Below are 23092 nucleotides of genomic sequence, written 5' to 3'. Positions count from 1 at the left end.
GGTCACCATGTTTCCCATGGAAATACCAAGCGAGTCTTTGTCAGACAAAGGTGTGACCTCCTTCGAGAGGTCGCCGGCCGCAATCATGTTGGCGATGTCGGCCGTGCTCTTCAGGTTTGCTGTCATGCGATTGATCGTTTCGATGAGGTCCTTGATCTCGTCATTGCTCTTGACCTGGACATTCTGGTTGAGATCACCAAGGGCAACGGCTTCTGCCACGCCTGACACCTTACGAAGACCCGAACTGATGCCGAGGGCAATCCAGAAGGCGACGACGGTCGAGAACACGAGAACCGCAAGGACTATGCCGATCAGAATGCTTCTGGAGTTGTCGTATTGCACATTCGTGGCCTCATCGGTGGCCCGCAAGTCCTTGCCGATTTCTGCGTTGAGGCCCGACAATGCCGTTAGCAGCGTGGCGGTAACGCTTGCGCCTTCGCCCATCGAAATCTGACCGGCCAGCGCGTTGGATTCCGTGGTGTTTTCCTGCGCCAGTCTCAGAATGCGATCTTGAACCTCAAACCACTTTGGCAAATCGCCGCGAAACTCGGAGACCTTTTGTCTGATTGCAGCTGTGTCGTCATTGTCGAGCTGGCTCAATAGTTCGTTTATCTTAGAACGATCTTCCGCCACTTCGCGGGAATACGAAGTGATTTGAGCGGGATCGGTGTTCATCACAGCATTTTTCTCAGCGCGGATCGAACTATAGACGGAATCCAATAGATCGCTGGAATTTTGAAGATTGGTTGCAGGGCCTTCTACGATCTCGGTTATTGCCGAATTCAGTGAGGACAAATTTGTTACTGCCAACGCTGCCATGCCGCTGGTCATCAGAATGATGAGCCCAAAAGCCACAGCCAGCTTAAGCTTAATTGTGAATCTCATAATATCCCCTATCGCCACCCGAAATGTGGTGCGGTTGTCGTTGCTCAAATACTCAGTATCGTTCTGGTCGCGAGGTTGCAGGGCCGTGATGCATTCACCGCTGCCATTTGCGAGGTTTGGGATGTTCGGGTCCGGACAGCCGTCTTCCGGACCCAAGTGCCCCGGCAATTTCTGCCGGAGCGTCATTCACATGACGATTCGATTGTACTCACGCGCTCTGCTTGAAATGCGCGTCGTCTGCGTCCGGGCCGCCCATCGACAGGTCGAGGGCAAAGCCGTTGGCACGGGCCTGCTGGCCGGTGATGCTGTTGTCACCGTGGGCAGGCTTGCGAACCGCTGCGGCCGCTGCCGGACGGGCAACTGGAGCAGCCGGGCGGGCTGCCGGTTTGCGGATGGCGACAGGAGCCCGTTCGCCAGACCGGTCAACCCGGAAGAAGGCGATCGAGGTCTGCAGTTCCTCGGACTGGGCTGCCAGCTCTTCAGAGGTCGCGGCCATCTGTTCGGAGGCCGAAGCGTTCTGCTGGGTGACCTGGTCAAGCTGCTGGATTGCTTCATTGATCTGCGAGGCGCCGATGTCCTGCTCGCGGCAGGCTGCCGAGATTTCCGAAACCAGTTCGGCGGTCTTGCGGATATCCGGAACCAGGCGGCCGAGCATTTCGCCGGCTTCCTGGGCTGCCTTGACGGTGTCGCTCGACATGGCGCCGATTTCGGCTGCTGCCGACTGCGAACGTTCCGCCAGCTTGCGCACTTCCGATGCAACAACCGCAAAGCCCTTGCCGTGTTCACCGGCGCGCGCTGCTTCAACGGCAGCGTTCAGTGCGAGAAGGTCAGTCTGGCGGGCAATTTCCTGGACGATCGAGATCTTCTCGGCAATCGTGCGCATGGCACCGACGGCGCGGGTCACCGCGTCGCCGGATGCTTCCGCATCCTTGGCCGACTGGCGGGCGATCTTTTCGGTCTGGGCTGCATTGTCGGCGTTCTGCTTGATGTTGGCGGCCATTTCTTCCATCGAAGCAGAGGCCTCTTCGGCAGCAGCAGCCTGTTCGGTTGCACCCTGTGACAGCTGTTCCGAGCTTGCTGACAGTTCCTGGCTACCGGACGAGACGTTCGATGATGCAGAAAGGGCGTCGCCCACCACGCCACGCAGACGTTCGATCATGGCGTTGACGTAGGTCAGCAGGTCGCCGATTTCGTCGTTGGACTTGACCACGGCCAGCTTGGTCAGATCGCCGTCAGCAACACTCTGGACCGAGCTGACTGCGTTGCGCAGACCGCGATTGATGGACAGTGCGATCCAGACTGCGGCAGCCAAGGCGATCAGCAGGGCGGCGCCGGCAACCGCGAGCATGACATTGCGCGTCTGGACATAGTCAGCTCCGGCCGTCTCGTTGGCTTCTGCCAGGCGGCTGGTTTCCAGCGTGACAACTTCATCAAGCAATTCGTCGATTTCGCCGACGGTTACACGATTTTCGTTTGTCGAAATGCGCAGGGCGCCGTCACGGTCGCCAGCCATCATCAGGGCCTGGATGCGATCATCCTGTTCGCGGTATTCGGTGGCCATGCCATCCAGCTTGCCCCACAGGACCTTTCCTTGCTCCGTGGCTAGCAGCATGACGCTGTCGAACGCCTTGTCGAAATCCTGACGCTGCTGGGTGATCTTGGCGGAATAGTCCCGCATGGCGGCGATATCGGTCGCGAGCAGCATGTTCTTCTGCTGGCGCAGCTGCTGCAGCTGGGTAATGTTGAGTTCCTGGGCTAGCCTCAGGCGTGTTGCCGGGCCTTTCACGACATTTTCGAGCGTGGTGTTCAGATCGCTGAGGCTCATGATGGCAATGGTCGCGGTGGCCATGAGCATGATGATGACAAAGCCGAAGGCGACTGTCAGCTTGAGTTTAATCGAGGCGCGCATGTGGTTTTTCCTTTGCTGCGACTAGTTCTTCGACGGGTCCGCCGCATGGCGCTCATGGCCGACGGAGAAGATCGTTTGAAGGTTGGGAAGAATGATGAATTCGCCGCCACGGCGGACGAGGCAGTCGATGAAGTCGGAACGCCAGCGCATGCCGATGCTGGGTGGCGGTTCGCTGGCAGTCTTCATCAGGGACGTGACTTCATGCACTTTGTCGGTGCGGATGCCGGTCAGCGTCGGTTCGCCATCGACATCCAGCTCGATCACGATGATGCGGCTGTCGATCGTCGGCTTTGTCGCCTCCATGCCGAAGGCAAGGCGGATGTCGGCAAGCGGAATAACCTTGCCGCGGAAGTTGATGACGCTGCCGACGAAGGGCTTTGCACCGGGAACGGTCGTTTCAGGCAGGAGATCGAGGATTTCCTGCACCATGACCGCCTCAAGCGCGAACATTTCACCGGCAATGTCGAAGGTCAGGACTTCGAGTTCCTCGCTGACGCCCCAGAGATGATCGGGTATCTTACGTGCTGCTTCGCTCATCCTGCTGCGCGCAAATGCGCCTCCTGTTTCTGGCCTTCCAAGACGAGATGTCCCACGTCGAGGATGAGAGCCACGTCGCCGTCACCCAGGATCGTGGCGCCCGAGAAGGTCGCAACGTCGTGATGCAGTTTGGACATGGCCTTGATGACGGTCTGGTGGTCGCCGATGATCTGGTCGACGACGAGACCGACGCGTTCGGAACCGGTCGAGATGACCACCACCTTCTGGAAGGGGTCGGGTTTGCTGCCGGTGCGGAACAGTTCGCGCAGGCGAAGGTAAGGCACTAGGCTGTCGCGCAGCGAGATGAAGCTGCGACCGCGTGAACGCATGTCGTCTTCGACCGAAAGCTCGAGGCATTCCTCGACGGCCGAGAGCGGAATGACATAGCGGCCATTGCCGACGCGAACCAGCAGGCCATCGATGATCGCCAGTGTCAGCGGGATCGACAGCGAGACTTCCGATCCCTCACCTGGATGGCTGACAACGTTGATGGTGCCGCGCAGCGTATCGATCGTACGCTTGACGACGTCCATGCCGACGCCGCGACCGGAAAGGTTGGTGACTTCCTGCGCTGTCGAGAAGCCCGGCTGGAAGATCAGCTGGAGCAGTTCCTGGTCCGAGAGTGCCGCGTTCGGCTGGATCAGGCCCGAGGCTTCCGCCTTGGCCCGCACGCGATCGCGATTTATGCCGCGACCGTCGTCCTTGATGGTGATGATGACCTCGCCGGCCTGCTGGCGGGCCGAGAGCAGGATGCGCCCTTGCGGCGATTTGCCGGCGGCGCGGCGTTCTTCCGGTGGTTCCAGGCCGTGGTCGCAGGAATTGCGGACCAGATGAACCAGCGGATCGGCCAGCCGTTCGATGACGGTCTTGTCGACCTCGGTCGTTTCGCCTTCGGTTTCCAGTTCGATCGTCTTGCCGGTTTCGCGGGCAAGGTCGTGAACCAGGCGGCGGAAACGGCCAAACAGGCTGCCGACCGGGACCATGCGCAGCACCATCATCGTGTCGCGCAATTCGCCGGACAGGCGCTCGACATCTTCGGATACCGAGCGTAGCTGGATATTGGCGCTGATATTGGCCAGCTGCGACAGACGCGACTGGGCAATCACCAGTTCGCCGACACGGTCCATCAGTTCGTCCAGGCGTTCAGCCGGAACGCGGACGTTTTCAGCCGATTTGTTTGACTTTGCGTCTGCCGGACCAGTGTTCGTCGCGGCCTGCTTCTTCTCGGCAACGGGTTCCACGACCAGATCCGGTTCGGCCTGCTTCGGTGCCGGTTCGGTTGCTGCTGCCGCCTTGATCTCTGTGATTTCCAGCTGCATGTCGTCCATGACGAAGATGAACACATCCTCGATCGCCGAACGTGGCTGTTCGGTTTCCAGCGTGATGGTCCATCCGAGATAAAGGGTTGTCGGATCGATCTCGGCAAGACCGGGGATCGTGCTGGCGTCGACGGTGATCGTGCACTCTCCGAGTTCGCGCAGTTCGTCCAGCAGGCCTAGCGGGTTGGTGCCGTTGGCCATAGCATTGTCGGGCAGGCGGAACTTGATGACCCAATTGGTAGACGCGGCTTTGGCCGCAGCCGCAGCAGAGGGTGTAGAGGCTGGCACAACCACTGCCGGCCGTGCGGTTGCTGCATGACCATTCTTCCCGCCGACTGCCGCGTGCAGCTTGGCGAGAAGCTTCTGGCTCATGTCGTCATGATCGCCATTCGGCTTTTCGACCAGGGCCTTCATATGGTCCTGAGCTTCGAGAACGGCGGCAATCAGTTCGCTGGTTGCCTGGACCTCACCCTTTCGGACGCGGTCAAAGGCGGATTCGCAGTGATGCGTAAAGGCGGCGAGTGCCTCGAAGCCAAACATGGCTCCGGAGCCCTTCAGCGTGTGCAGTCCGCGGAAGACAGCATCGATCTGGTCCTGGTCGGACAGGTCATGGAGGAGATCGAGCAGACCGCTTTCGATCTGTTCGAAGAGCTCCGCCGCTTCCGTCCTGAAGACCTGGATGGGGTCCATTGTGTTCATTTGCCCAGTACTTTCCTGGCGATCTTGACGAGCTGTTCAGGGTCGAAAGGCTTTGTGATCCAGCCGGTGGCACCGGCTGCCTTGGCACGGCTTTTCATGTCCGCGTCGGATTCGGTGGTGAGGAAGATGATCGGTATGCCGGTGTGGGCCGGCGACTGACGCAATGCTTCGATCATCGCCAGACCATTCATGTTGGGCATGTTGAGGTCGGTGACGATCAGGTCGAAGCTGGCGCTCTTGGCCTTGTTCAGGCCGTCAACGCCGTCCACGGCTTCTGTCACCTTGTAACCGGCATTGGTCAGCGCGATTTTTGTCGTCATCCGGATGCTGGCCGAATCGTCGACGGTCAGGATGTTCGCACTCATTGTATTTCCTTCCGATGTAACCAAAATTGAGAAAAGGCGGGGTCCATATCCGAGAGAAAGCCGCCACGCTCGAGAACGTCGAACACGCGACCGTTCGCTGCAGTCTTGAGTGACAGGCGCTTGCCATGGGTGTCTGCATGACGCCGCGCTGCCTCGATCAACTGGATGAGGCTGAGATCGGCATCGCAGCCGTCGGGAAACTCCACCTCAACCGCTTCATGCTTTTCAAGGGTGGCCAGAAGCTGTTCGCGGGTGGTGGCTGCGTGGCGGATCGAGAGTGTGCTTGGCAGTATCAGTGGATGGCTCGGCATGTCTCTTCCTAGGCTCGGTGAGTGGCGGTTGTTTTGTCCAGGTATTCGCCCGGGTGTTCGTCCGGCTTTTCTGGGGATAGATGAACGGTCTTGGCGCTGCGGGCTTCGACAAGATCATCGCTTCCGGTCATCAATGCCTCGATTGCTGGCCACTGGCGCTCGAAAGCCGCGATGCAGGCCGGATCGAAATGTTTGCCGCTTTCGGTGCGCAGATACTCAAGCGCCTGCTGTGGGGCCCAGGCAGACTTGTATGAGCGTTCGCTGCACAGCGCCTCGAAGACGTCTGCGACGGCGACAATGCGGGCCTCGATCGGGATGGCTTCCCCGACAAGTCCGTTCGGATAGCCGCTTCCATCCCATTTCTCGTGATGGCCGCCGGCAATCTTTTCAGCCGTGCGCACCAGATCGGACGAGCCGTTTTCCAGAATCCTGACGCCGATCTGGACATGCTGGCGCATCTCGGCGATTTCGGCCTCTGTCAGACGGCCCGGTTTGGACAGGATATTGTCGGCAATGCCGATCTTGCCGACATCGTGGAGCGGGGCCGCCAGATAGATCATCCGGCAATAGGTGTGGTCGAAGCCGAGTGCTTCCGCGATCAGCCGGCAGATATGGGCGACGCGTGAGACGTGTTCTCCGGTGGAGCCGTCGCGATATTCGATGGCGCGAGCCAGGCGCCAGATGATTTCTTCCTCACGGACAGCCAGTTTTGCCGTCGCACTATTGACCAGCCGTTCCAGACCTTTTGCCTGATCGGCCAGATCAAGCTGGGCCTGCCGCAACGTGAGCAGATTGGCGACGCGCGCGCGCAGTTCAACACCGTCGAATGGCTTGCGGAGAAACTCGGTTGCTCCCGCCTCGATCGCTTCGATGCGGATGCTGCGCTCGGTTTCCGAGGTGACCATGATAATCGGGACATGCTGATAGGACGGATTTGCACGCAGTTGACGAATGACCTCGACGCCGTTCATCCGCGGCATCGTGTAATCGACCAGAACCAGGTCGAATGGCGTCGACTTGCACGCTTCCAGTGCCAGCACCGGGTCGAGAAAGGCTTCGACATGGATATCCACCAGCCCCAGGAGCGATGTTTGTATCGCTGCGAGCACAGACTTGCTGTCATCTATCAGAATAACGCGCACGGGCTCTCCGGCCAGCGCAAAGGCTGGCTAAAAAAATGGGCACGCTTCACCAGAAAGCGAAATGCCATAGGGGCACGCCGCCTGACGAAGGGCTAATTGACTAGATTGTGAGGATCGAGTGCTTCATGCAGCCGCTGGAACCGAGGCGTGTATTTCTGCGCCGTTTTAATGCGGTTCCTTGACACAATTTTGACTAGCAGAGTTAAAAGAAGCTTAAAGCCGGACGTGAATAGTTATCACGCCTGAGCTCAAGATATTGGATGGCGTGTTCACCGCCGGTCTTCACATGTTTCGACGCTGTGCGAGCAACAGGCCGCCGGTGAGGACGCGAAATTTATATGCTCTTCTCAAGCCGATCGTTCTTTAACTATATGTAATTATGTTATTTTACGCATTCTACCAAAACTTCGCGATGTTTTTTTTGATCATGCGCTTTCAGTGACTGGAAACGGCTGTCGCAATTTTGCACGTATTCTGCCACCTCATTTATGAGGGGCCCACTTGCCGTTTCGCTCCCGTTTGCTGCAACCAAAGCATGTAGAACAGCCCAAAAAAAATCTGCTGACGCACGTAGTTTTTACAGGCGATGGTGGCCATCGCAGGTTGCGTGGTTTGCCGGTCTGCTTTGGACGGGGCAGGTTTCGCTGCCGCAATCTCTGCATGGACACGGCGGGTCATCTGGGTTAAGGTGATTAAACGTTTAATCACGCCACTGGACAATCTCTTGGCCATAGCCCGCCCCGGATCGAGCCTTGCGCACATCGCCGAAGCCCTCGGCGTGTCGGTGGCGACTGTCTCCAATGCGCTGTCGGGCAAGGGCAGGGTGTCTCCTGAATTGATTGCGCGTGTGCGCTCCAAGGCGGCCGAGCTTGGCTATGTGCCGAGCCAGGCTGGCCGAGCCCTCCGCACCGGGCGTACCGGTGTTCTCGGCCTTGTCTTGCCGGATATCGCCAACCCGCTGTTTCCGCAGATCGCTCAGGCGATCGACTATGCTGCGAGCAAGGCCGGCTATGGTGTGCTGATCGCCGATTCCCGTGGGGATGTCGCGATGCAGACCGAAGCGATCAATCGTCTGATCGAACGCGGCGTCGACGGTATCGTCATCGTGCCTCGTCGCGGCACGCGCATTTCCGACGTCGGTTGCCCGATCGCTGTCATCGACAGTCCATCGACGCCGGGAAATACCGTGTCGGCGGATCACTGGCAGGGTGGGCAGATCCTGGTCGACCATCTGGGCGCACTCGGACATCGCAAGTTCCTGCTGATCGGCAACAACCCGGCATCGATTGTGCAGAACGACCGGATCGAAGGGATGAAATCCCGCCTTCCTGCCGGCGGCTGCTCCGAGGTGATCTGGATCGAGAAACTGGAAGCGACGAATGGCAAGGGCTGCACGCTTGGGCTTGCCGACATGGTCGCCAACGGCGTGACCGCCATCGCGTCCGTCTCCGACCTCCATGCCCTGCGTGCGCTCACCGAATTGCAGCGGGCCGGCGTCAAAGTGCCAGAGGATGTCAGCGTCGCCGGCTTCGACGATCTGGTCTGGTCGTCCGTGGTGACGCCGAGCCTCACCAGTATTCGCATGGACATGGCGACGATCGCAGACATCGCCGTCGGGGCGCTTGCGCGTGCCATTCTTGGTGAACCGACAACAGCTTCCAGCCCCGATAGCACGAACGGCAGCGTGGTTTCGGCGGATATTAAAAAAGTGCCGATGCAATTGGTGGTGCGACAGACGACCGCTCCGGTGGAAGAGCGCGTTGCATCATCATCCCCCCAGAAGGAGAACACAGATGATCATTAAGACAATGCTGGCATCGGCCACTGCGCTGATGCTGACCATGGGCGCTGCCCAGGCTCAGGAAAAGACGCTGACCATTTCGGTCTATGCGCTGGCGCAGGACGAATTCAAGGCGATCGTCTACGATCCCTTCGAAGCCAAGTGCGGCTGCAAGCTGGTGGTCGAGACCGGCAACAGCGTCGAACGACTGGCCAAGATGGAAGCCAACAAGGCCAACCCGGTCGTCGATATGGCCGTCGTCTCGATGGCGGATGCCTTGTCTGCCACGCGCAAGGACCTGATCGAAAAGATCGATACGTCGAAGCTGTCGAACTACGGCAAGCTCTACGACATCGCCAAGGATCCGAACGGCGACGGCATGAGCGTCGGCTACACCTTCTATGCCACGTCGATCGTCTACCGCACCGACAAGTTGAAGATCGACAGCTGGGCCGACCTGCTGAAGCCGGAAAATGTCGGCCATGTCGCCTTCCCGAACGTCACCACCAATCAGGGCCCACCTTCACTGTTCATGCTCGGCAAGGCCCTCGGCAATGATGCCGCCGATCTGAAGACCCCGATTGCTGCTGTTGGCGAAAAGAAGGACGAACTGGTCACCTTCTACGTCAAGTCGTCGCAACTGGTGCAGTTGATGCAGCAGGAAGAAATCTGGGCCGCGCCGATCGGCCGTTTCACCTGGGCACCGTTCAACAAGCTGGATCTGCCGCTCGCCTGGGCGACGCCGAAAGAAGGTCAGACCGGTGGCATGAATGTCATGGTTCTGGCCAAGGGTTCGAAAAACCAGGATCTGGCGCTGGAATTCATGGATTTCTGGCTCTCGACCGAAATCCAGACCAAGCTTGCCGAGCAGCTGGTCGACAGCCCGGCCAATGCGGAAGTGAAGGTTTCGGACGAGATCGCCGAAAACCTGACCTATGGCGAAGAGACAGCCAAGAGCCTGACACTCATTCCGTCGGCTGCCGCCCTCGACAACCGTGATGCCTGGCTTTCGGAATGGAATGCCAAGGTCGGACAGTAATATCCGGCCCATATGAATGCCTCCCAAGGCAAGGGGTGCGGTGGAGGAGCTTCGGCTCGCCATCGCACCTCGCTTGATCATTCTTCGCGCTGAAAGCCCTGTCTATGTTTCACAACCGTATGGAAGCCCTGGCGCTTGCTCTGCCCGCTGCGATCTTCGCGGCCGTGGTGTTCCTGGTGCCGGTCGTTCTGTTGTTGTCGGAAGGGTTCCGCAATACGGATGGATGGACACTGTCCGCCTTCACCGGTTTCTTTTCCGAGCCGCTCAATCGCACGGTCTTCCTGCGAACATTGCGTCTCGGCGCCATCCTGACCGTCGTGTCCGCAATCATCGGTTATGCTGCAGCCTATGCGATCGTCAGCCTTCCGCCGGAAGGCAAGGGTCGCATGGTTGGCCTCGTGGTCCTGCCGCTGATGATCTCGCCGGTGGCGCGTACCTATGCCTGGATCGTCATCCTGGGCCGCACGGGTATCGTCAACGAATTCATCACCGGGCTTGGCCTGTCCGAGACGCCGATCCGGCTGCTGTTTACCGAGACGGCCGTGTTCATCGGCCTGCTTCAGCTCTTCCTGCCGCTGATGATCCTGTCGCTGGTCAGCGCGCTCGAAAACATGCCACGCGACGCGGTGCCTGCAGCGCGCGTACTCGGCGCAAACTGGTTCCAGGTGTTCTGGAAAATCATCCTGCCGCTGACGAAGGAAGGTCTTGTCATCGGCGGAACTCTCGTCTTCACCGGTTCGATGACCGCCTATATCACGCCCGCAATCCTCGGCGGCTCCAAGGTTCTTATGCTTGAAACTCTGCTTTACCAGCGCGTGACGGTCGCCAACGACTTCGTGGCCGCCAGCGTCATCGCCTTCATCCTCATCGTCATGAGCTTTGCTGCGAATCTGCTGCTCAAGCGCTTGGCGACTGCAAGGAACCGCGCATGACCCAGCGTCTTTTCACCTGGGTTACGCTTGGGCTGCTGATGATCTTCCTGATCGGGCCGTTCCTGATCATCGTTGCCGCATCCTTTTCCGCCGGCGATACGCTCGCCTTTCCGCCGCAGGGCTTCTCGCTCAAGTGGATCGCGAAGGTCTTCACCGTCGAGAGTTTCCGCGAGAGCTTCGTCACCTCGATGTTCCTCGCGATCGGCGGCACCGGCGCCGCGCTGATCCTCGGCATTCCGGCCGCCTATGCCATGTCGCGCTACCAGTTGCCGTTTTCCGAGACGGTTAAAACCGTGGTCTCCGCGCCGATCATCGTGCCCGGCATCATCGTTGGCCTGGCGCTGCTGCGCTACTTCGTCGTGCCGTTCCAGATCAACATCACACTGGCCTTGTTTTTGGCGCATACGGCACTGGTTCTCCCCTATGCCGTGCGTGTTGTCTCCGCCAGCCTGAACAATCTGCGCTCCGATATCGAGGAAGCGGCTGTGCTTCTCGGCTCGACACGGCTCGGCGCCTTCTTTCGCGTCGTCATGCCCAATATCCGCGGCGGTATTCTTTCGGCTTTCATCCTCGGTTTCGTCACCAGTTTCAATCAGGTGCCGGTCTCGCTGTTCCTGTCGGGGCCGGGCGTGCGCACCCTGCCGATCGATATGCTCGGCTACATGGAAATCGTCTTCGACCCATCCATAGCAGCGCTCTCGTCGCTGCTTGCCTTCCTCTCCATCGGCATCGTTTTCCTCGCCGAGCGTTTTCTGGGGTTCTCCCGCTATGTCTGACCAAGATTTTCTGACACTCGACAAGCTGACACTGCGTTACGGCAAGACGCCTGCGGTCAAGGACCTCGACCTCACTATCCGCAAGGGTGAGTTGCTGGCGCTGCTGGGGCCATCCGGGTGCGGCAAGACGACGACGATGCGGTCCATCGCCGGGCTGCTCAACCCGAGTGGCGGGCGTATCGTGCTGGATGGTGTCGATATAACGCGTGTTCCGGCGAACAAACGCGCCGTCGGGCTGGTGTTCCAATCCTATGCGCTGTTCCCGCATCTGACGGTGTTCGAGAATGTCGCCTTCGGCCTCAAACTGAAAGGCATGCGCGGTGTCGAGTTGGAAGACAAGGTGCGCGGCGGCCTGAAATCAGTGGGGCTGGCCGAATTCGCCGGCCGCAAGCCGCCGGAACTATCCGGTGGCCAGCAACAGCGCGTGGCATTGGCGCGTTCGATGGTCATGGAGCCGAAAGTCCTGCTGCTCGACGAACCGCTCTCCAACCTTGATGCGCGGCTTCGGCTCGAAATGCGTACCGAATTGCAGCGTGTGCAGCGCGAGACCGGTGTGACGATGATCTTCGTCACCCATGACCAGGTCGAGGCGCTGGCGCTGGCTGACCGGATCGTGGTGATGAAGAACGGCGCGATCGAACAGATCGGCACGCCGGAGGAGATCTACAATGCGCCGGTTTCGCGGTTCGTCGCGGACTTTGTCGGCTTCGAGAATATTTTCGAACTTCGCGACGGCAAGCTGATGGTGGGCGACAAGGAAATTTCCCTTGGCGCCGGGGTTCCGGATGCTGCCGGTCTGGCCTGGCGACCGGGGGCGGTCCCGCTTGGCGGAGGACCGTTCACGGGGACAATCCGGGGAACCTCCTTTGCCGGCAGCAGCCGGGAATATGTGCTCGAAACGCCGATCGGATGGATCAAGGCGGAGACCGATGCCGAACGCCAGGCTTTCCTGCCGGGACAGGACATCGCCTTCGATCTGCCGGTCGACAAGGCTGCCCGGCTTGAGCGGTTTGCCTGACATGGGAATCTGGATCGATACCGATATGGGCTTCGACGACATCGCCGCCATCTTGACGGTGGCGCGGTCGGGGCTGGAAATCGACGGGATTTCGCTGGTATTCGGCAATACGCCGATGGATCAGGTTCGTCGAAATGCGGCGGCTGCACGTGCGGTGTTCGGCTGGCAGTATCCGGTTTCGATCGGCCGCGACCGCCCGGTGATCGGCCCCATCGAGACCGCGCAGGCGATCCTTGGCGATACCGGTATTCCGACGCTCGGGCTGACGCTGCCGGTGATGGAGCCCGTTCAGGGCGAACGAGCCTTCGATGCCCTGGTACGCTGGCTTGAGGCGGGAGACGAGCCGCGCCGGATCCTGGCGCTTGGACCGCTGAGCAATATCGCGGCGCTCGTTCTTGCCCGGCCCGATCTTGTCGAGAAGATTGGCGACCTGACCTGGATGGGCGGCGGTGCTACCCGTGGCAACCACACGGCGTCCGCTGAATTCAATGCCCTTGCCGATCCCGAGGCGGTGGCCATCGTTCTTGCACACGGTGTTTCGCTGAACGTGATTGATCTCGATTTTTGTCGTCAGATCCTGAGCTTGCCCGAAGAGGCTGATCATCTTCGTGGGTTCGGGGGTCGCAATGCGCCGCTGCTGGCGGACCTGTTCGGTGGCTTTGTCGCCATCGCAACAAGCAGAGGCCGAAAGGCCATGGCGCTTTACGATCCTGCGGCAGCGGCCGCGTTTGTCCACCCGGATCTTGTGACATGGCAGCCTGTCGGCTTGCAGATGGAACTTGCCGGGACGGTGACGCGCGGCCGCACAGTCGTCGAACACCGGGCCAGCCACGCGACCTTCAATGCACGGCTGGCGATTGACAGCGACCGTGACCGGTTGAAGTCTGTCATTCTCGATGCCCTTGCCTTCGAGGCTTCCCGATGACCGCTTCCCGGCTTGAACCGGCTGATCTCGCCAGTTCCGCGTTGCGCAGCCGTGGTGTTGCTGCTGCGCGGGGCGATACTGCATTCGATCGCCTGATCACCGGCGGCACTGTCGTTGATATGGTCACCGGCGAGCTGCGCTTGGCCGATGTCGGACTGGTCGGTCCCCTGATCGCCAGCGTGCACGCACCGGGCGCGCGCACCGATGCCGCCAAGGTTATCGATGCATCCGGGCTTTATCTTTCGCCCGGCCTGATCGACATGCACATGCATATCGAAAGTTCGATGGTTACGCCTGCTGTCTATGCGGATACCGTGGTGCCGCGGGGCGTCACGACCATCGTCTGGGATCCGCATGAGTTCGGCAACGTCCTGGGGATGAAAGGCGTCGAATGGGCGCTCGACGCCGCGGTGGATTTGCCACTTCGGGTCGTCATGCTGGCGCCGTCCTGTGTGCCATCGGCACCTGGACTGGAACTGGGTGGTGCGGACTTCGACGACAAAATCATCGCCGATCTCCTTGCAAATCCGGCTGTCGGTGGCATTGCGGAAATGATGAACATGCGCGGCGTGATCGAAGGCGATGCCCGCATGCATGCCATCGTCCAGGCAGGTCTTGCATCAGGGAAGCCGGTCTTTGGCCATGCCCGCGGTCTGGTCGGGCGCGACCTCAATGCGTTCATGACGGCAGGCGTCAGCTCGGACCATGAACTGACATCGGCCGAGGATCTGCTGGCGAAGCTGCGGGCCGGGCTGGCGATCGAGATGCGGGGGTCGCATGACCATCTGCTGCCGGAATTCGTCCAGGCGTTGAACGCACTTGGCCATTTGCCGCAAACGGTATCGCTTTGTACCGACGACGTCTTTCCTGACGATCTGTCAGAGGGCGGTGGTCTCGATGACGTCGTGCGCCGGCTCGTGCGCTATGGTTTGCCGCCCGAATGGGCCCTGAGGGCGGCGACGCTCAATGCGGCGCAAAGGCTCGGACGCAGCGATCTTGGTTTGATCGCCGCCGGTCGCCGGGCTGACATCGTGATGTTCGAAGATCTGGAGCAGTTCAGGGCGCGGCAGGTCATCGTCAATGGCGAACCGGTTGCACTTGAGGGGCGCTTGCTCAAGCGACCGAAGGCGCTGCCGGTTGCTGCCCTGACCCGAACAATGAAGATCGCGCCGCTTGTGGCCGACGATTTCCGGATCGCGTCCAGCGCCAGGAAGGTCAAGGTCGCGACCATCGACCGGCCGCGGTTTACGCAATGGGGCGAGCGTGACTCAGACGTGCGCGATGGTTTCGTCGTGCCGCCGGACGATGCGACGCTGATTGCCGTTGCCCATCGGCATGGGCTCGCCGACAGCCGGCCGCGCGTCGGTTTTCTTACCGGCTGGGGGCAGTGGCGCGGTGCCTTTGCCACGACCGTTTCGCATGACAGCCACAATCTGACGGTGTTCGGCTCCAATCCCGAGGATATGGCAATCGCCGCCAATGCCCTGATCGAGGCTGGTGGCGGCATGGTCGTGGTGTCGCAAGGCGCGATCGATGCGTTGCTGCCGCTACCCTTGGCCGGGCTCGTCTCGGATGCGCCGCTCTCGGACGTGGCACATGAATTCCAGGCCGTGCGCGCGGCCATGGACCGCATCGTCACATGGCAGCCGCCCTATCTCGTCTTCAAGGCCTGTTTCGGGGCGACGCTCGCCTGCAATGTCGGTCCGCACCAGACGGATCGCGGCATTGCCGACGTTCTGACCGGAAGACTGCTGGAAAGCCCGGTTGTCGAAGAACTCTAGAGCATTGCCGGCGAAAACGGTGTCGCCTTCAATGCTCTATCTGTTTGTTTTTACGCAATTCCGGACGCAAAAACGGTTCCCACTTTTGCCGGATTTGCTCTAGCTGGCGTTCAGTTCCTGCTCAACCAGTGTCGACCAATAGGCGATGCCATAAGCGATTGCGTCGTCGTTGAAGTCGTAAGCCGTGTTGTGGTGCAGGGCGCCATCGACGGCGGGGCCGTTGCCGAGCCAGACATAACAGCCTGGTACAGCGGCGCCGAAAAAGGCAAAATCATCTCCGGCCGTCGATGGCGGGAAAGCAGTGCGGGTCTTGTCGCCGAAGACCGATATTGCGGCGGCAAGCGCCCTTGCTGTCGCTTCGGCATTGTTGACCACCGGCGGTATGCGACGCTCGAAATGGTAGTCGGCGGCGATGCCGTACATTTCCGCCGTACCACGGGCGAGCCGGCCGATTTCGGTCTCGAGCTGGTCGCGGACCTCGGGTGTATAGGCACGGGCCGTGCCGCCGATCTCAACGATATCAGGGATGACATTCAATGCCTTCGGATCGCCTGCGCGGATCGAGCAGGCGCTGACGACCGATGGCTGCAGTGGGTCCACCACGCGGCCGGGAATGGTCTGCAGGGCGCTGAGAAACGTGCCCATCGCTGTGATCGGATCGCGCCCGAGATGCGGCTTCGCGCCGTGGGTTCCGGTACCGCGCAAGGTGACACGCCAGCTGTCGGAGGATGCAAGCTGCGGCCCCTCGACAACGGCGATCTCATCGACCGCGAGCCCCGGCATATTGTGCAGGCCATAGATGGCATCGCAGGGGAAAAGATCGAAAAGGCCGTCCTCGACCATACGCCGCGCACCGCCGCGGCCCTCTTCTGCGGGCTGGAAGATGAAATGCACCGTGCCGGAAAAATTGCGGCTGCGGGCAAGGTGAAGGGCGGCACCCAGCAGCATGACCGTGTGTCCATCATGGCCGCATGCATGCATCTTGCCGGGCACGGTGGATTTATACGGGCGCTCCGCCGTCTCCGGCATGGCGAGTGCATCCATGTCGGCGCGCAGGCCGATGCGCCTTGTGCCGTTGCCGATCTGCAGCGTGCCGACCACGCCGGTCTTGCCGAGGCCGCGGTGGACGCTGATGCCTGCGCCTTCCAGGATACGCGCGACGATGTCGCTGGTGCGATCTTCTTCAAAGCCCAGTTCTGGATGGGCGTGCAGATCGCGCCGCAGTTCTGTCAGCTGGGCGAGGTCGGCGGTAAATTTCTGATCAAACGACATGAAGCTGGGCATATCCCTTTGAAATGGCGTGGGACGGATGGTTGTGCATCGCTCCAACCTGCATAAAGGAAATGTCCGGAAAGTTGAACGAAAACCGCTCGGTTGACAGGCCAGGTTCAAGGTCTTCGACTGATTTTTCGACCGGTGCCCAAAAACGGAGACGATAGATGCAGCCTCATGACTTCTGGCAGGAGATCCTGCCAGCCGGTAGTTTGCCGAGCGACGGTCCCTTCACCGATTTCTTCTCGGCAACGCTCGACGACGGCCGGCAGCTTCGTCTTCCGATCCGTGCGCTGGCCGATGGGCGGCATGGGCTCGCGTCACTGATCGTCAATCAGGCAGGATTTGCAGTCCAGGATGTGCTGGCTGCGGCACTGGCGGAGAAGCTGAAGCATCTGGATCCGGATGTGATCGTCGGACTTCCAACCCTGGGTCTGACGCTTGCGGCCGCGGTCGCGCGCGCGCTGGGCCATTCCCGCTATGTACCGCTCGGTACTTCGCGCAAGTTCTGGTATGTCGATGACCTGTCCGTTTCGCTCACCTCGATCACCACCCCAGATCAGGTCAAACGTCTCTATGTGGATCCCCGCATGCTGCCGCTGATCGAAGGCAAACGCGTCGTGCTGATCGATGACGTCGTCTCAAGCGGCAGTTCCATGCGTGCCGGCATTGAACTCCTGACCGCGTGCGGAGTGCAGCCGGTTGCGCTCGGCGTCGCCATGGCGCAGAGCATGCGCTGGCGGGATCACCTGACCCTTGCCGGTCGGGATTGGTCGGATGCCGTGTTGAGCGTGTTTCAAACGCCGCGGCTGGTGAGGGGCGATCATGGTGGCTGGTTGCTTGAAGGCTGATCCTTCGCCTTAAACGAGAAAACGTTGCGCATCAGGCTGTCTCGTGTAGACTAACAACTTGTTGCAGCACAATATTATGCTGCAATGCGGTCTCGGCAGTTCTGCGTTGCAATGCAGCGCTTTATGCTGCAATGCACACCATATAATAGTACTTTTTCACTTTACAGATGCTTTTGTCTTGCCTAAGCATAATGCCAGACACCGTGGAGGCGGTGTCTTTCTCAGGGAGGACATCATGAACATTCTTCGTAAGCTTGCGCTCAGCGCAAGCGTGATTGCACTCGGCTGCACATCAGCCATGGCTGCCGATCTGACAGTCGGCTTTTCCCAGATCGGTTCGGAATCAGGCTGGCGCGCGGCGGAAACGTCGGTGACCAAGCAGGAAGCCGAAAAGCGTGGCATCACGCTGAAATTCGCCGATGCACAGCAGAAGCAGGAAAACCAGATCAAGGCACTTCGCGGTTTCATCGCCCAGGGCGTTGATGCGATCCTCGTTGCTCCGGTTGTTGCCACCGGCTGGGAAGACGTGCTGACCGAAGCCAAGGAAGCCAATATTCCGGTCATCCTGCTCGACCGTGGCGTCGACGCACCGCAGGATCTCTACCTGACGTCGGTCGCATCCGACCAGGTCAAGGAAGGCCGCGTTGCCGGCGAATGGCTGGTCAAGACTGTCGGCGACAGGCCATGCAAGGTTGTCGAGCTGCAGGGCACCGTCGGCTCGACGCCGGCGATCAACCGCAAGAAGGGCTTCGAAGAAGCGCTTGCCGGTCATGCCAACATCACCATCGCACGCAGCCAGACCGGCGACTTTACCCGCGCTAAGGGCAAGGAAGTCATGGAAGGCTTCATCAAGGCAGAAAATGGCGGCAAGGACATTTGCGCCATGTATGCCCATAACGATGACATGGCTGTCGGTGGCATCCAGGCGATCAAGGACGCGGGCCTGAAGCCAGGTACCGATATCCTCGTTGCCTCGATCGACGCCGTTCCGGACATTTTCGCCGCCATGGTTGCCGGTGAAGCCAATGCCACCGTCGAACTGACCCCGAACATGGCCGGTCCCGCCTTCGACGCGCTGGATGCCTTCCTCAAGGATGGCAAGGCGCCGGAGAAGTTCATCATCACGGAATCGAAGCTCTACACGCCTGCCGACAATCCGCAGGGCGAGTATGACAACCGCAAGGGTCTGGGCTACTAAGCTCCTCCTGGAACGGCCCTGTTTGCCCGAGCGGCAGCAGGGCCGTCTCCGCTTTCGCCCGAGTGCAATCGGGGTTAGCCTGCATGCATTCGAGGGGTGACGGAATCACATGACAGCAGTATCGGGGGTCGTGCTCGAAGCCCAGGGCATCACCAAGACATTCGGCAATCACACAGCCTTGAGCGGCGTGGATATCGCATTCCACAAGGGCGAAGTTCATGCACTGCTCGGCGAAAACGGCGCTGGCAAGTCCACGCTGATCAAGATTTTGACCGGGGCCTATATCGCGGATTCCGGGGTCATAACCGTTGATGGCGAAACCGTCAGCTTCTCTACTCCGCAACAGGCGCAGGTGCTGGGCATCGGCACGGTTTACCAGGAGGTGAACCTGCTGCCGAACATGACGGTCATCGACAATCTCTTCATCGGTCGCCAACCGCGGCGGTTCGGAATGGTGGACCGACGCCGGATGGAGCGCGAGTCGCGCGAGATTCTGGCGACCTACGGCCTTGATATCGACGTCAGGGCGGAACTTTCGACCTTTTCGGTCGCCATCCAGCAGATCATTGCGATTGCTCGCGCGGTCGAGCTTTCCGGCAAGGTGCTCATCCTTGATGAGCCGACTGCGAGCCTCGATCGGTCCGAGGTGGAGAAACTTTTCAGCATCATCCGGCAATTGCGCGACCGCGGCCTTGCCATCGTTTTCATCACCCACTTTCTCGATCAGGTCTTCGAGCTTTCCGACCGCGTCACGGTCTTGCGCAACGGTCGCCTGATCGGCACGGAATCGATCAAGTCGCTCGACCGCGCCAGCCTTGTTCGAATGATGCTGGGCAAGGATCTTGCTTTCCATCATGCCGAGCTTCTCGGTGAAGAGGCCGCAGCCGGTGAAACGCTGATGACATTCGAAAATTTCGGCCTCGCCGGCAAGGTGCAGCCGTTCGACCTCAAGATCCATCGGGGCGAAGTCGTCGGCGTCGCGGGGCTTCTCGGTTCCGGCCGAACCGAAATGGCGCGCCTGATGTTCGGTATCGACCATGCCGATAGTGGCGTGCTGCATATCGACGGCAAGTCGCGGCAGGTGAGAAACCCGCGCGAGGCCGTCGAACTCGGCTTCGGCTTCTGCCCGGAAGATCGCAAGATCGACGGCATCTTTGGCGAACTGTCAGTCCGTGAAAACATCGTCATCGCCATGCAGGCGCGTCTTGGCTGGTTCCGGGCGCTGAACCATGACGAACAGATCGAGATTGCCGGCAATTTCATCGAGGCCTTGGATATCCGTACGGCCTCCGCCGAACTGCCGGTCAAATTGCTGTCGGGCGGCAATCAGCAGAAGGTAATCCTAGCCCGCTGGCTGGCGACCGATCCACGTTTCCTGATCCTCGACGAGCCGACGCGCGGCATCGATGTCGGGGCTCATGCCGAAATCGTCCGCATGATTACCCGCCTGCGCGAAGACGGTCTGGCGCTTGTCGTCATCTCGTCCGAACTCGACGAAATCGTCAGCTATTCCTCGCGCGTCGTGGTTATGCGCGACCGCAAGATGGTCGCCGAACTGCATGGCGCCGACATCACTCCTGGCGTGATCGTCCAGACAATTGCCGCCCAGCCGGCGGAGGCCGAGGCATGAAAAGACTACAGTTCTCCCGCATCATTTCGCCGCAACTGCTGGCGCTTGCCGGTGTGCTGCTGTTCAACTGGATCGTTTTTCCGGGCTTCTTCGACGTCACCTGGAAAGATGGCCGCCTGTTCGGCAGCATGATCGACGTGATCAATCGCGGGGCGCCGGTAGCGATCCTTGCGATCGGCATGACGGCGATCATCGCCACCAAGGGCGTCGATCTCTCGGTCGGCGCGGTAATGGCGGTGGCCGGCGCCGTGGCCGCGACCTTTGCTGTTGCCGGGCAACCGCTTATCGTTATCCTCGCGGCGGCACTTGCCTGCGGCATTGTCTGCGGCTTGTGGAACGGCGCGCTTGTCGCCTATCTCGGTATCCAGCCCTTTGTCGCGACGCTGGTGCTGATGGTCGCCGGACGCGGTGTGGCGCAGCTGATCACCGAGGGGTCGATCGTTACTTTCTCCGATCCGGCTCTGATCTTTGTCGGCACGGGATCGGTGCTCGGGCTTCCGATGCCGGCGGTCATTGCGATCGTCCTGATGATCATCGCGCATATCGTCATGCGCCGCACGGCGATCGGTCTCTTCATCGAGGCGATCGGCACCAATCTGTCTGCCGCCAACTATACCGGCCTGCGCAGCCAGATGCTGATCCTGTCGATCTACGCCTTCGGCGGCTTCTGCGCGGCGATCGCCGGGATTATCGCAGCCGCCGACATCCGTGGTGCTGATGCCAACAATGCCGGACTCTGGCTTGAACTCGATGCCATCCTTGCCGTTGTCATCGGTGGCACGTCGCTGCTCGGCGGACGCTTTTCCATTCCGATGTCGGTGCTTGGTGCCGTCATCATCCAGGCGATGAACACGGGCGTGCTGGTCTCCGGTTTCCCGCCTGAGTTCAACCTCATCGTCAAGGCCGGCATGATCATCATCATCCTCGTCCTGCAGTCGGCGCGCATCGCCCAGGCCCTCGGTCGCAAGTTCGGCCCCAGACAGACTTCGGAACAGACACGATGAACCCGCGCTATCGCCCGCTCGCCGCCACGACCCTGATCTTCATCATCGCCTATGCGCTGTGCATCTTCCAGTATCCGGGCATGTGGTCGACCCGGGTGTTCGGCAATTTCCTCACCGACAATGCCTTTCTCGGCATTGCCGCCGTTGGCGCCACTTTTGTCATCCTGTCGGGCGGTATCGACCTCTCCGTCGGTGCGATCATCGGCTTGACCGGCGTGGTGACCGCCATCCTGATTTCCTGGCTCGGCCTGCATCCGCTGCTGGTCTTCGCCATCGTTCTGGTCCTGGCGGCATCGTTTGGCGCCGGCATGGGAGCCGTCATCCATTTTCTGCAGGTGCCGCCGTTTATCGTGACGCTCGCCGGCATGTTTCTCGCTCGTGGCCTCGCTTCGGTGCTGACCCAGGATTCGATCCCGATCGACCACGAGTTCTACCGGACAATCTCGACGCTCTATTTCAAGCTACCGGGCGGCGGGCGGTTGAGCTTCATCGGCATGCTGATGCTGGCGACGTTCGTGATCTGTGGCCTGATCGCACACAAGACCCGCTTTGGTTCCTATGTCTATGCGATCGGCGGCAATGCGACCTCGGCCTCATTGATGGGGGTTCCAACGGGGCGCGTGACGGTCGGCATCTATGCGCTGTCATCGTTCCTCGGCGGCCTGGCGGGCATCGTCTATTCGCTCTACACATCGGCCGGTTATCCCTTGGCGGCCGTCGGTATCGAACTTGACTCGATTGCAGCCGTGGTGATAGGCGGGACCCTGTTGACGGGCGGTTACGGGTTCATTTTCGGAACCCTGATCGGGGTCATGCTGCAGGGCCTCGTCCAGACCTATATCGTCTTTGACGGCACGCTCTCCAGCTGGTGGACCAAAATTGCCATCGGGTTCCTGCTGTTCATGTTCATCTTGCTTCAAAAGCTCGTCTTCAGCGCGCATTCCGGACGTTCGCGATTGAAGAAAGGCCCCGCATGAGCGAGCCGGGGAGCCTTCTTCGCTCCCTGTCCGGGCGGTCGACGGCACGAAACTTCCATTCGCATGTGATCAATGAAATCGGCGCCGGCGTGATCTCCGGTCGCTATGCGATCGGTTCGGTGCTGCCGAACGATGCCGAGCTGATGGTCGATTTCGAGGTGTCCCGCACCGTCCTGCGCGAGGCCTTGAAAACGCTCGAGGCCAAGGGTCTGCTGGAGGCGCGGCCAAAGGTCGGGACAAAGGTTTCCCAGAGAAACCGGTGGAACCTGTATGACCCCCAGGTGCTGGCCTGGCATCTCGAGGCGCCGGCGGACGAAGAGTTCCTTACCGGCATGCAGGAGGTGCGCCGGGCGCTGGAGCCGCTGGCTGCGGGCCAGGCCGCCAAGCGTCGTTCGGCCGACCAGATCCGCCTGATGCTCTACTGGATCCGGCAGATGGAAACATCGCTTTCCTCGGCGCAGAACTTTGTCCTGGCCGATTTCGAACTGCACCGGATTATCGCGGATGCCGCGCACAATCCGTTTTTGCGGGCGCTTTACGGCGTGATCGAACTGTCGCATGCCTTCGCTTATCAGCGGCTGGTGCGGCAACCGGACGAAGAGGCGCTTCTGCCGTTTCTCGACAAGCACCGTGCCCTGGTGACGCGCATCGAATACGGCGACGAGGCTGGCGCCCGCGATGCCATGCTCGATACGATCGCGCATGACTGCGCCATGGCGCTGCTTCTTTAGGAATGCGGCAG

General features: G+C 60.3%; 22 protein-coding genes. 13 read left to right on the top strand and 9 right to left on the bottom strand.

Annotated elements, in window-relative coordinates; genetic code table 11:
• From PDO_RS12340 to PDO_RS28615, 8 genes are all read right to left on the bottom strand, one after another.
• The coding region (locus PDO_RS12340) for a HAMP domain-containing protein (RefSeq protein ID WP_009110008.1) at positions 1-1071 on the bottom strand (1071 nt) is incomplete at its 3' end.
• 22 nt (positions 1072-1093) lie between these two features.
• Complete coding sequence (locus PDO_RS12335) at positions 1094-2794, bottom strand: methyl-accepting chemotaxis protein (RefSeq protein ID WP_009110006.1); 1701 nt, start codon at positions 2792-2794, stop codon at positions 1094-1096.
• Positions 2795-2815: 21 nt separating this feature from the next.
• The gene (locus PDO_RS12330) at positions 2816-3331 is read right to left on the bottom strand and encodes a chemotaxis protein CheW (RefSeq protein WP_009110004.1); all 516 of its coding nucleotides are present in this window, start codon (positions 3329-3331) and stop codon (positions 2816-2818) included.
• Positions 3328-5349, bottom strand: a complete 2022-nt coding sequence (locus tag PDO_RS12325; protein ID WP_009110001.1) for a chemotaxis protein CheA — start codon at positions 5347-5349, stop codon at positions 3328-3330. The genes PDO_RS12330 and PDO_RS12325 overlap by 4 nt, the downstream gene beginning before the upstream one ends.
• Complete coding sequence (locus PDO_RS12320; RefSeq protein WP_009109999.1) at positions 5346-5714, bottom strand: response regulator; 369 nt, start codon at positions 5712-5714, stop codon at positions 5346-5348. Before PDO_RS12320 ends, PDO_RS12325 begins: the two co-directional genes overlap by 4 nt.
• The gene (locus tag PDO_RS12315; RefSeq protein ID WP_009109997.1) at positions 5711-6025 is read right to left on the bottom strand and encodes an STAS domain-containing protein; all 315 of its coding nucleotides are present in this window, start codon (positions 6023-6025) and stop codon (positions 5711-5713) included. Before PDO_RS12315 ends, PDO_RS12320 begins: the two co-directional genes overlap by 4 nt.
• Positions 6026-6033: 8 nt before the next feature.
• Positions 6034-7167: an HD-GYP domain-containing protein gene (locus PDO_RS12310; RefSeq protein ID WP_009109995.1), complete on the bottom strand. Its 1134-nt coding sequence runs from the start codon at positions 7165-7167 to the stop codon at positions 6034-6036.
• 486 nt (positions 7168-7653) lie between these two features.
• On the bottom strand, positions 7654-7899 hold the full coding sequence (locus PDO_RS28615) for a hypothetical protein (protein ID WP_192814369.1): 246 nt from the start codon (positions 7897-7899) through the stop codon (positions 7654-7656).
• Between PDO_RS28615 and PDO_RS12305 the strand changes: the two genes are divergently transcribed.
• From PDO_RS12305 to PDO_RS12275, 7 genes are all read left to right on the top strand, one after another.
• Entirely contained in the window at positions 7898-8971 is a 1074-nt protein-coding gene (locus PDO_RS12305) for a LacI family DNA-binding transcriptional regulator (protein WP_052023445.1), read from the top strand. The genes PDO_RS28615 and PDO_RS12305 overlap by 2 nt on opposite strands.
• The gene (locus PDO_RS12300; RefSeq protein WP_009109991.1) at positions 8961-9986 is read left to right on the top strand and encodes an ABC transporter substrate-binding protein; all 1026 of its coding nucleotides are present in this window, start codon (positions 8961-8963) and stop codon (positions 9984-9986) included. Before PDO_RS12305 ends, PDO_RS12300 begins: the two co-directional genes overlap by 11 nt.
• 104 nt (positions 9987-10090) lie before the next feature.
• Positions 10091-10918 (top strand): ABC transporter permease, encoded by an 828-nt coding sequence (locus tag PDO_RS12295; RefSeq protein ID WP_009109988.1) that lies wholly within the window; start codon positions 10091-10093, stop codon positions 10916-10918.
• A complete protein-coding gene (locus PDO_RS12290; protein ID WP_009109987.1) occupies positions 10915-11694 on the top strand; it encodes an ABC transporter permease in 780 nt (259 codons plus the stop codon). The genes PDO_RS12295 and PDO_RS12290 overlap by 4 nt, the downstream gene beginning before the upstream one ends.
• Positions 11687-12712 carry an ABC transporter ATP-binding protein gene (locus tag PDO_RS12285; RefSeq protein ID WP_009109985.1) on the top strand — a complete coding sequence of 342 codons (1026 nt, stop codon included), beginning with the start codon at positions 11687-11689 and terminating at the stop codon, positions 12710-12712. The genes PDO_RS12290 and PDO_RS12285 overlap by 8 nt, the downstream gene beginning before the upstream one ends.
• 1 nt (position 12713) lies before the next feature.
• Positions 12714-13637, top strand: coding sequence for a nucleoside hydrolase (locus PDO_RS12280; protein WP_009109983.1), 924 nt, complete (start codon positions 12714-12716; stop codon positions 13635-13637).
• Positions 13634-15418, top strand: a complete 1785-nt coding sequence (locus tag PDO_RS12275; protein WP_009109981.1) for an adenine deaminase — start codon at positions 13634-13636, stop codon at positions 15416-15418. The genes PDO_RS12280 and PDO_RS12275 overlap by 4 nt, the downstream gene beginning before the upstream one ends.
• A 99-nt stretch (positions 15419-15517) precedes the next feature.
• Here the strand turns inward: PDO_RS12275 and PDO_RS12270 are convergent, their stop codons facing one another.
• Entirely contained in the window at positions 15518-16690 is a 1173-nt protein-coding gene (locus PDO_RS12270; RefSeq protein ID WP_009109979.1) for a M20 aminoacylase family protein, read from the bottom strand.
• A 167-nt stretch (positions 16691-16857) separates the two neighbouring features.
• Between PDO_RS12270 and PDO_RS12265 the strand changes: the two genes are divergently transcribed.
• The 6 genes from PDO_RS12265 (at position 16858) to PDO_RS12240 (ending at position 23081) form a co-directional block, all read left to right on the top strand.
• Positions 16858-17541, top strand: coding sequence for a phosphoribosyltransferase (locus tag PDO_RS12265; protein ID WP_009109977.1), 684 nt, complete (start codon positions 16858-16860; stop codon positions 17539-17541).
• Between the two features lie 241 nt (positions 17542-17782).
• Positions 17783-18739 carry a galactofuranose ABC transporter, galactofuranose-binding protein YtfQ gene (gene ytfQ, locus PDO_RS12260; protein WP_458574650.1) on the top strand — a complete coding sequence of 319 codons (957 nt, stop codon included), beginning with the start codon at positions 17783-17785 and terminating at the stop codon, positions 18737-18739.
• 109 nt (positions 18740-18848) lie between these two features.
• Complete coding sequence (locus tag PDO_RS12255; protein WP_009109973.1) at positions 18849-20369, top strand: sugar ABC transporter ATP-binding protein; 1521 nt, start codon at positions 18849-18851, stop codon at positions 20367-20369.
• Positions 20366-21373 (top strand): ABC transporter permease, encoded by a 1008-nt coding sequence (locus tag PDO_RS12250; RefSeq protein WP_009109971.1) that lies wholly within the window; start codon positions 20366-20368, stop codon positions 21371-21373. Before PDO_RS12255 ends, PDO_RS12250 begins: the two co-directional genes overlap by 4 nt.
• Entirely contained in the window at positions 21370-22350 is a 981-nt protein-coding gene (yjfF, locus tag PDO_RS12245; protein WP_009109969.1) for a galactofuranose ABC transporter, permease protein YjfF, read from the top strand. The genes PDO_RS12250 and yjfF overlap by 4 nt, the downstream gene beginning before the upstream one ends.
• Entirely contained in the window at positions 22347-23081 is a 735-nt protein-coding gene (locus tag PDO_RS12240; RefSeq protein WP_009109967.1) for a FadR/GntR family transcriptional regulator, read from the top strand. The genes yjfF and PDO_RS12240 overlap by 4 nt, the downstream gene beginning before the upstream one ends.
• Positions 23082-23092 lie beyond the last annotated feature (11 nt).

It is taken from the genome of Rhizobium sp. PDO1-076 (genome assembly GCF_000247475.1).
Lineage (GTDB): Bacteria > Pseudomonadota > Alphaproteobacteria > Rhizobiales > Rhizobiaceae > Allorhizobium.
The sequence above is the reverse complement of the archived record's forward strand: the minus strand, read 5'-3'. Positions and strand labels throughout refer to the sequence as shown.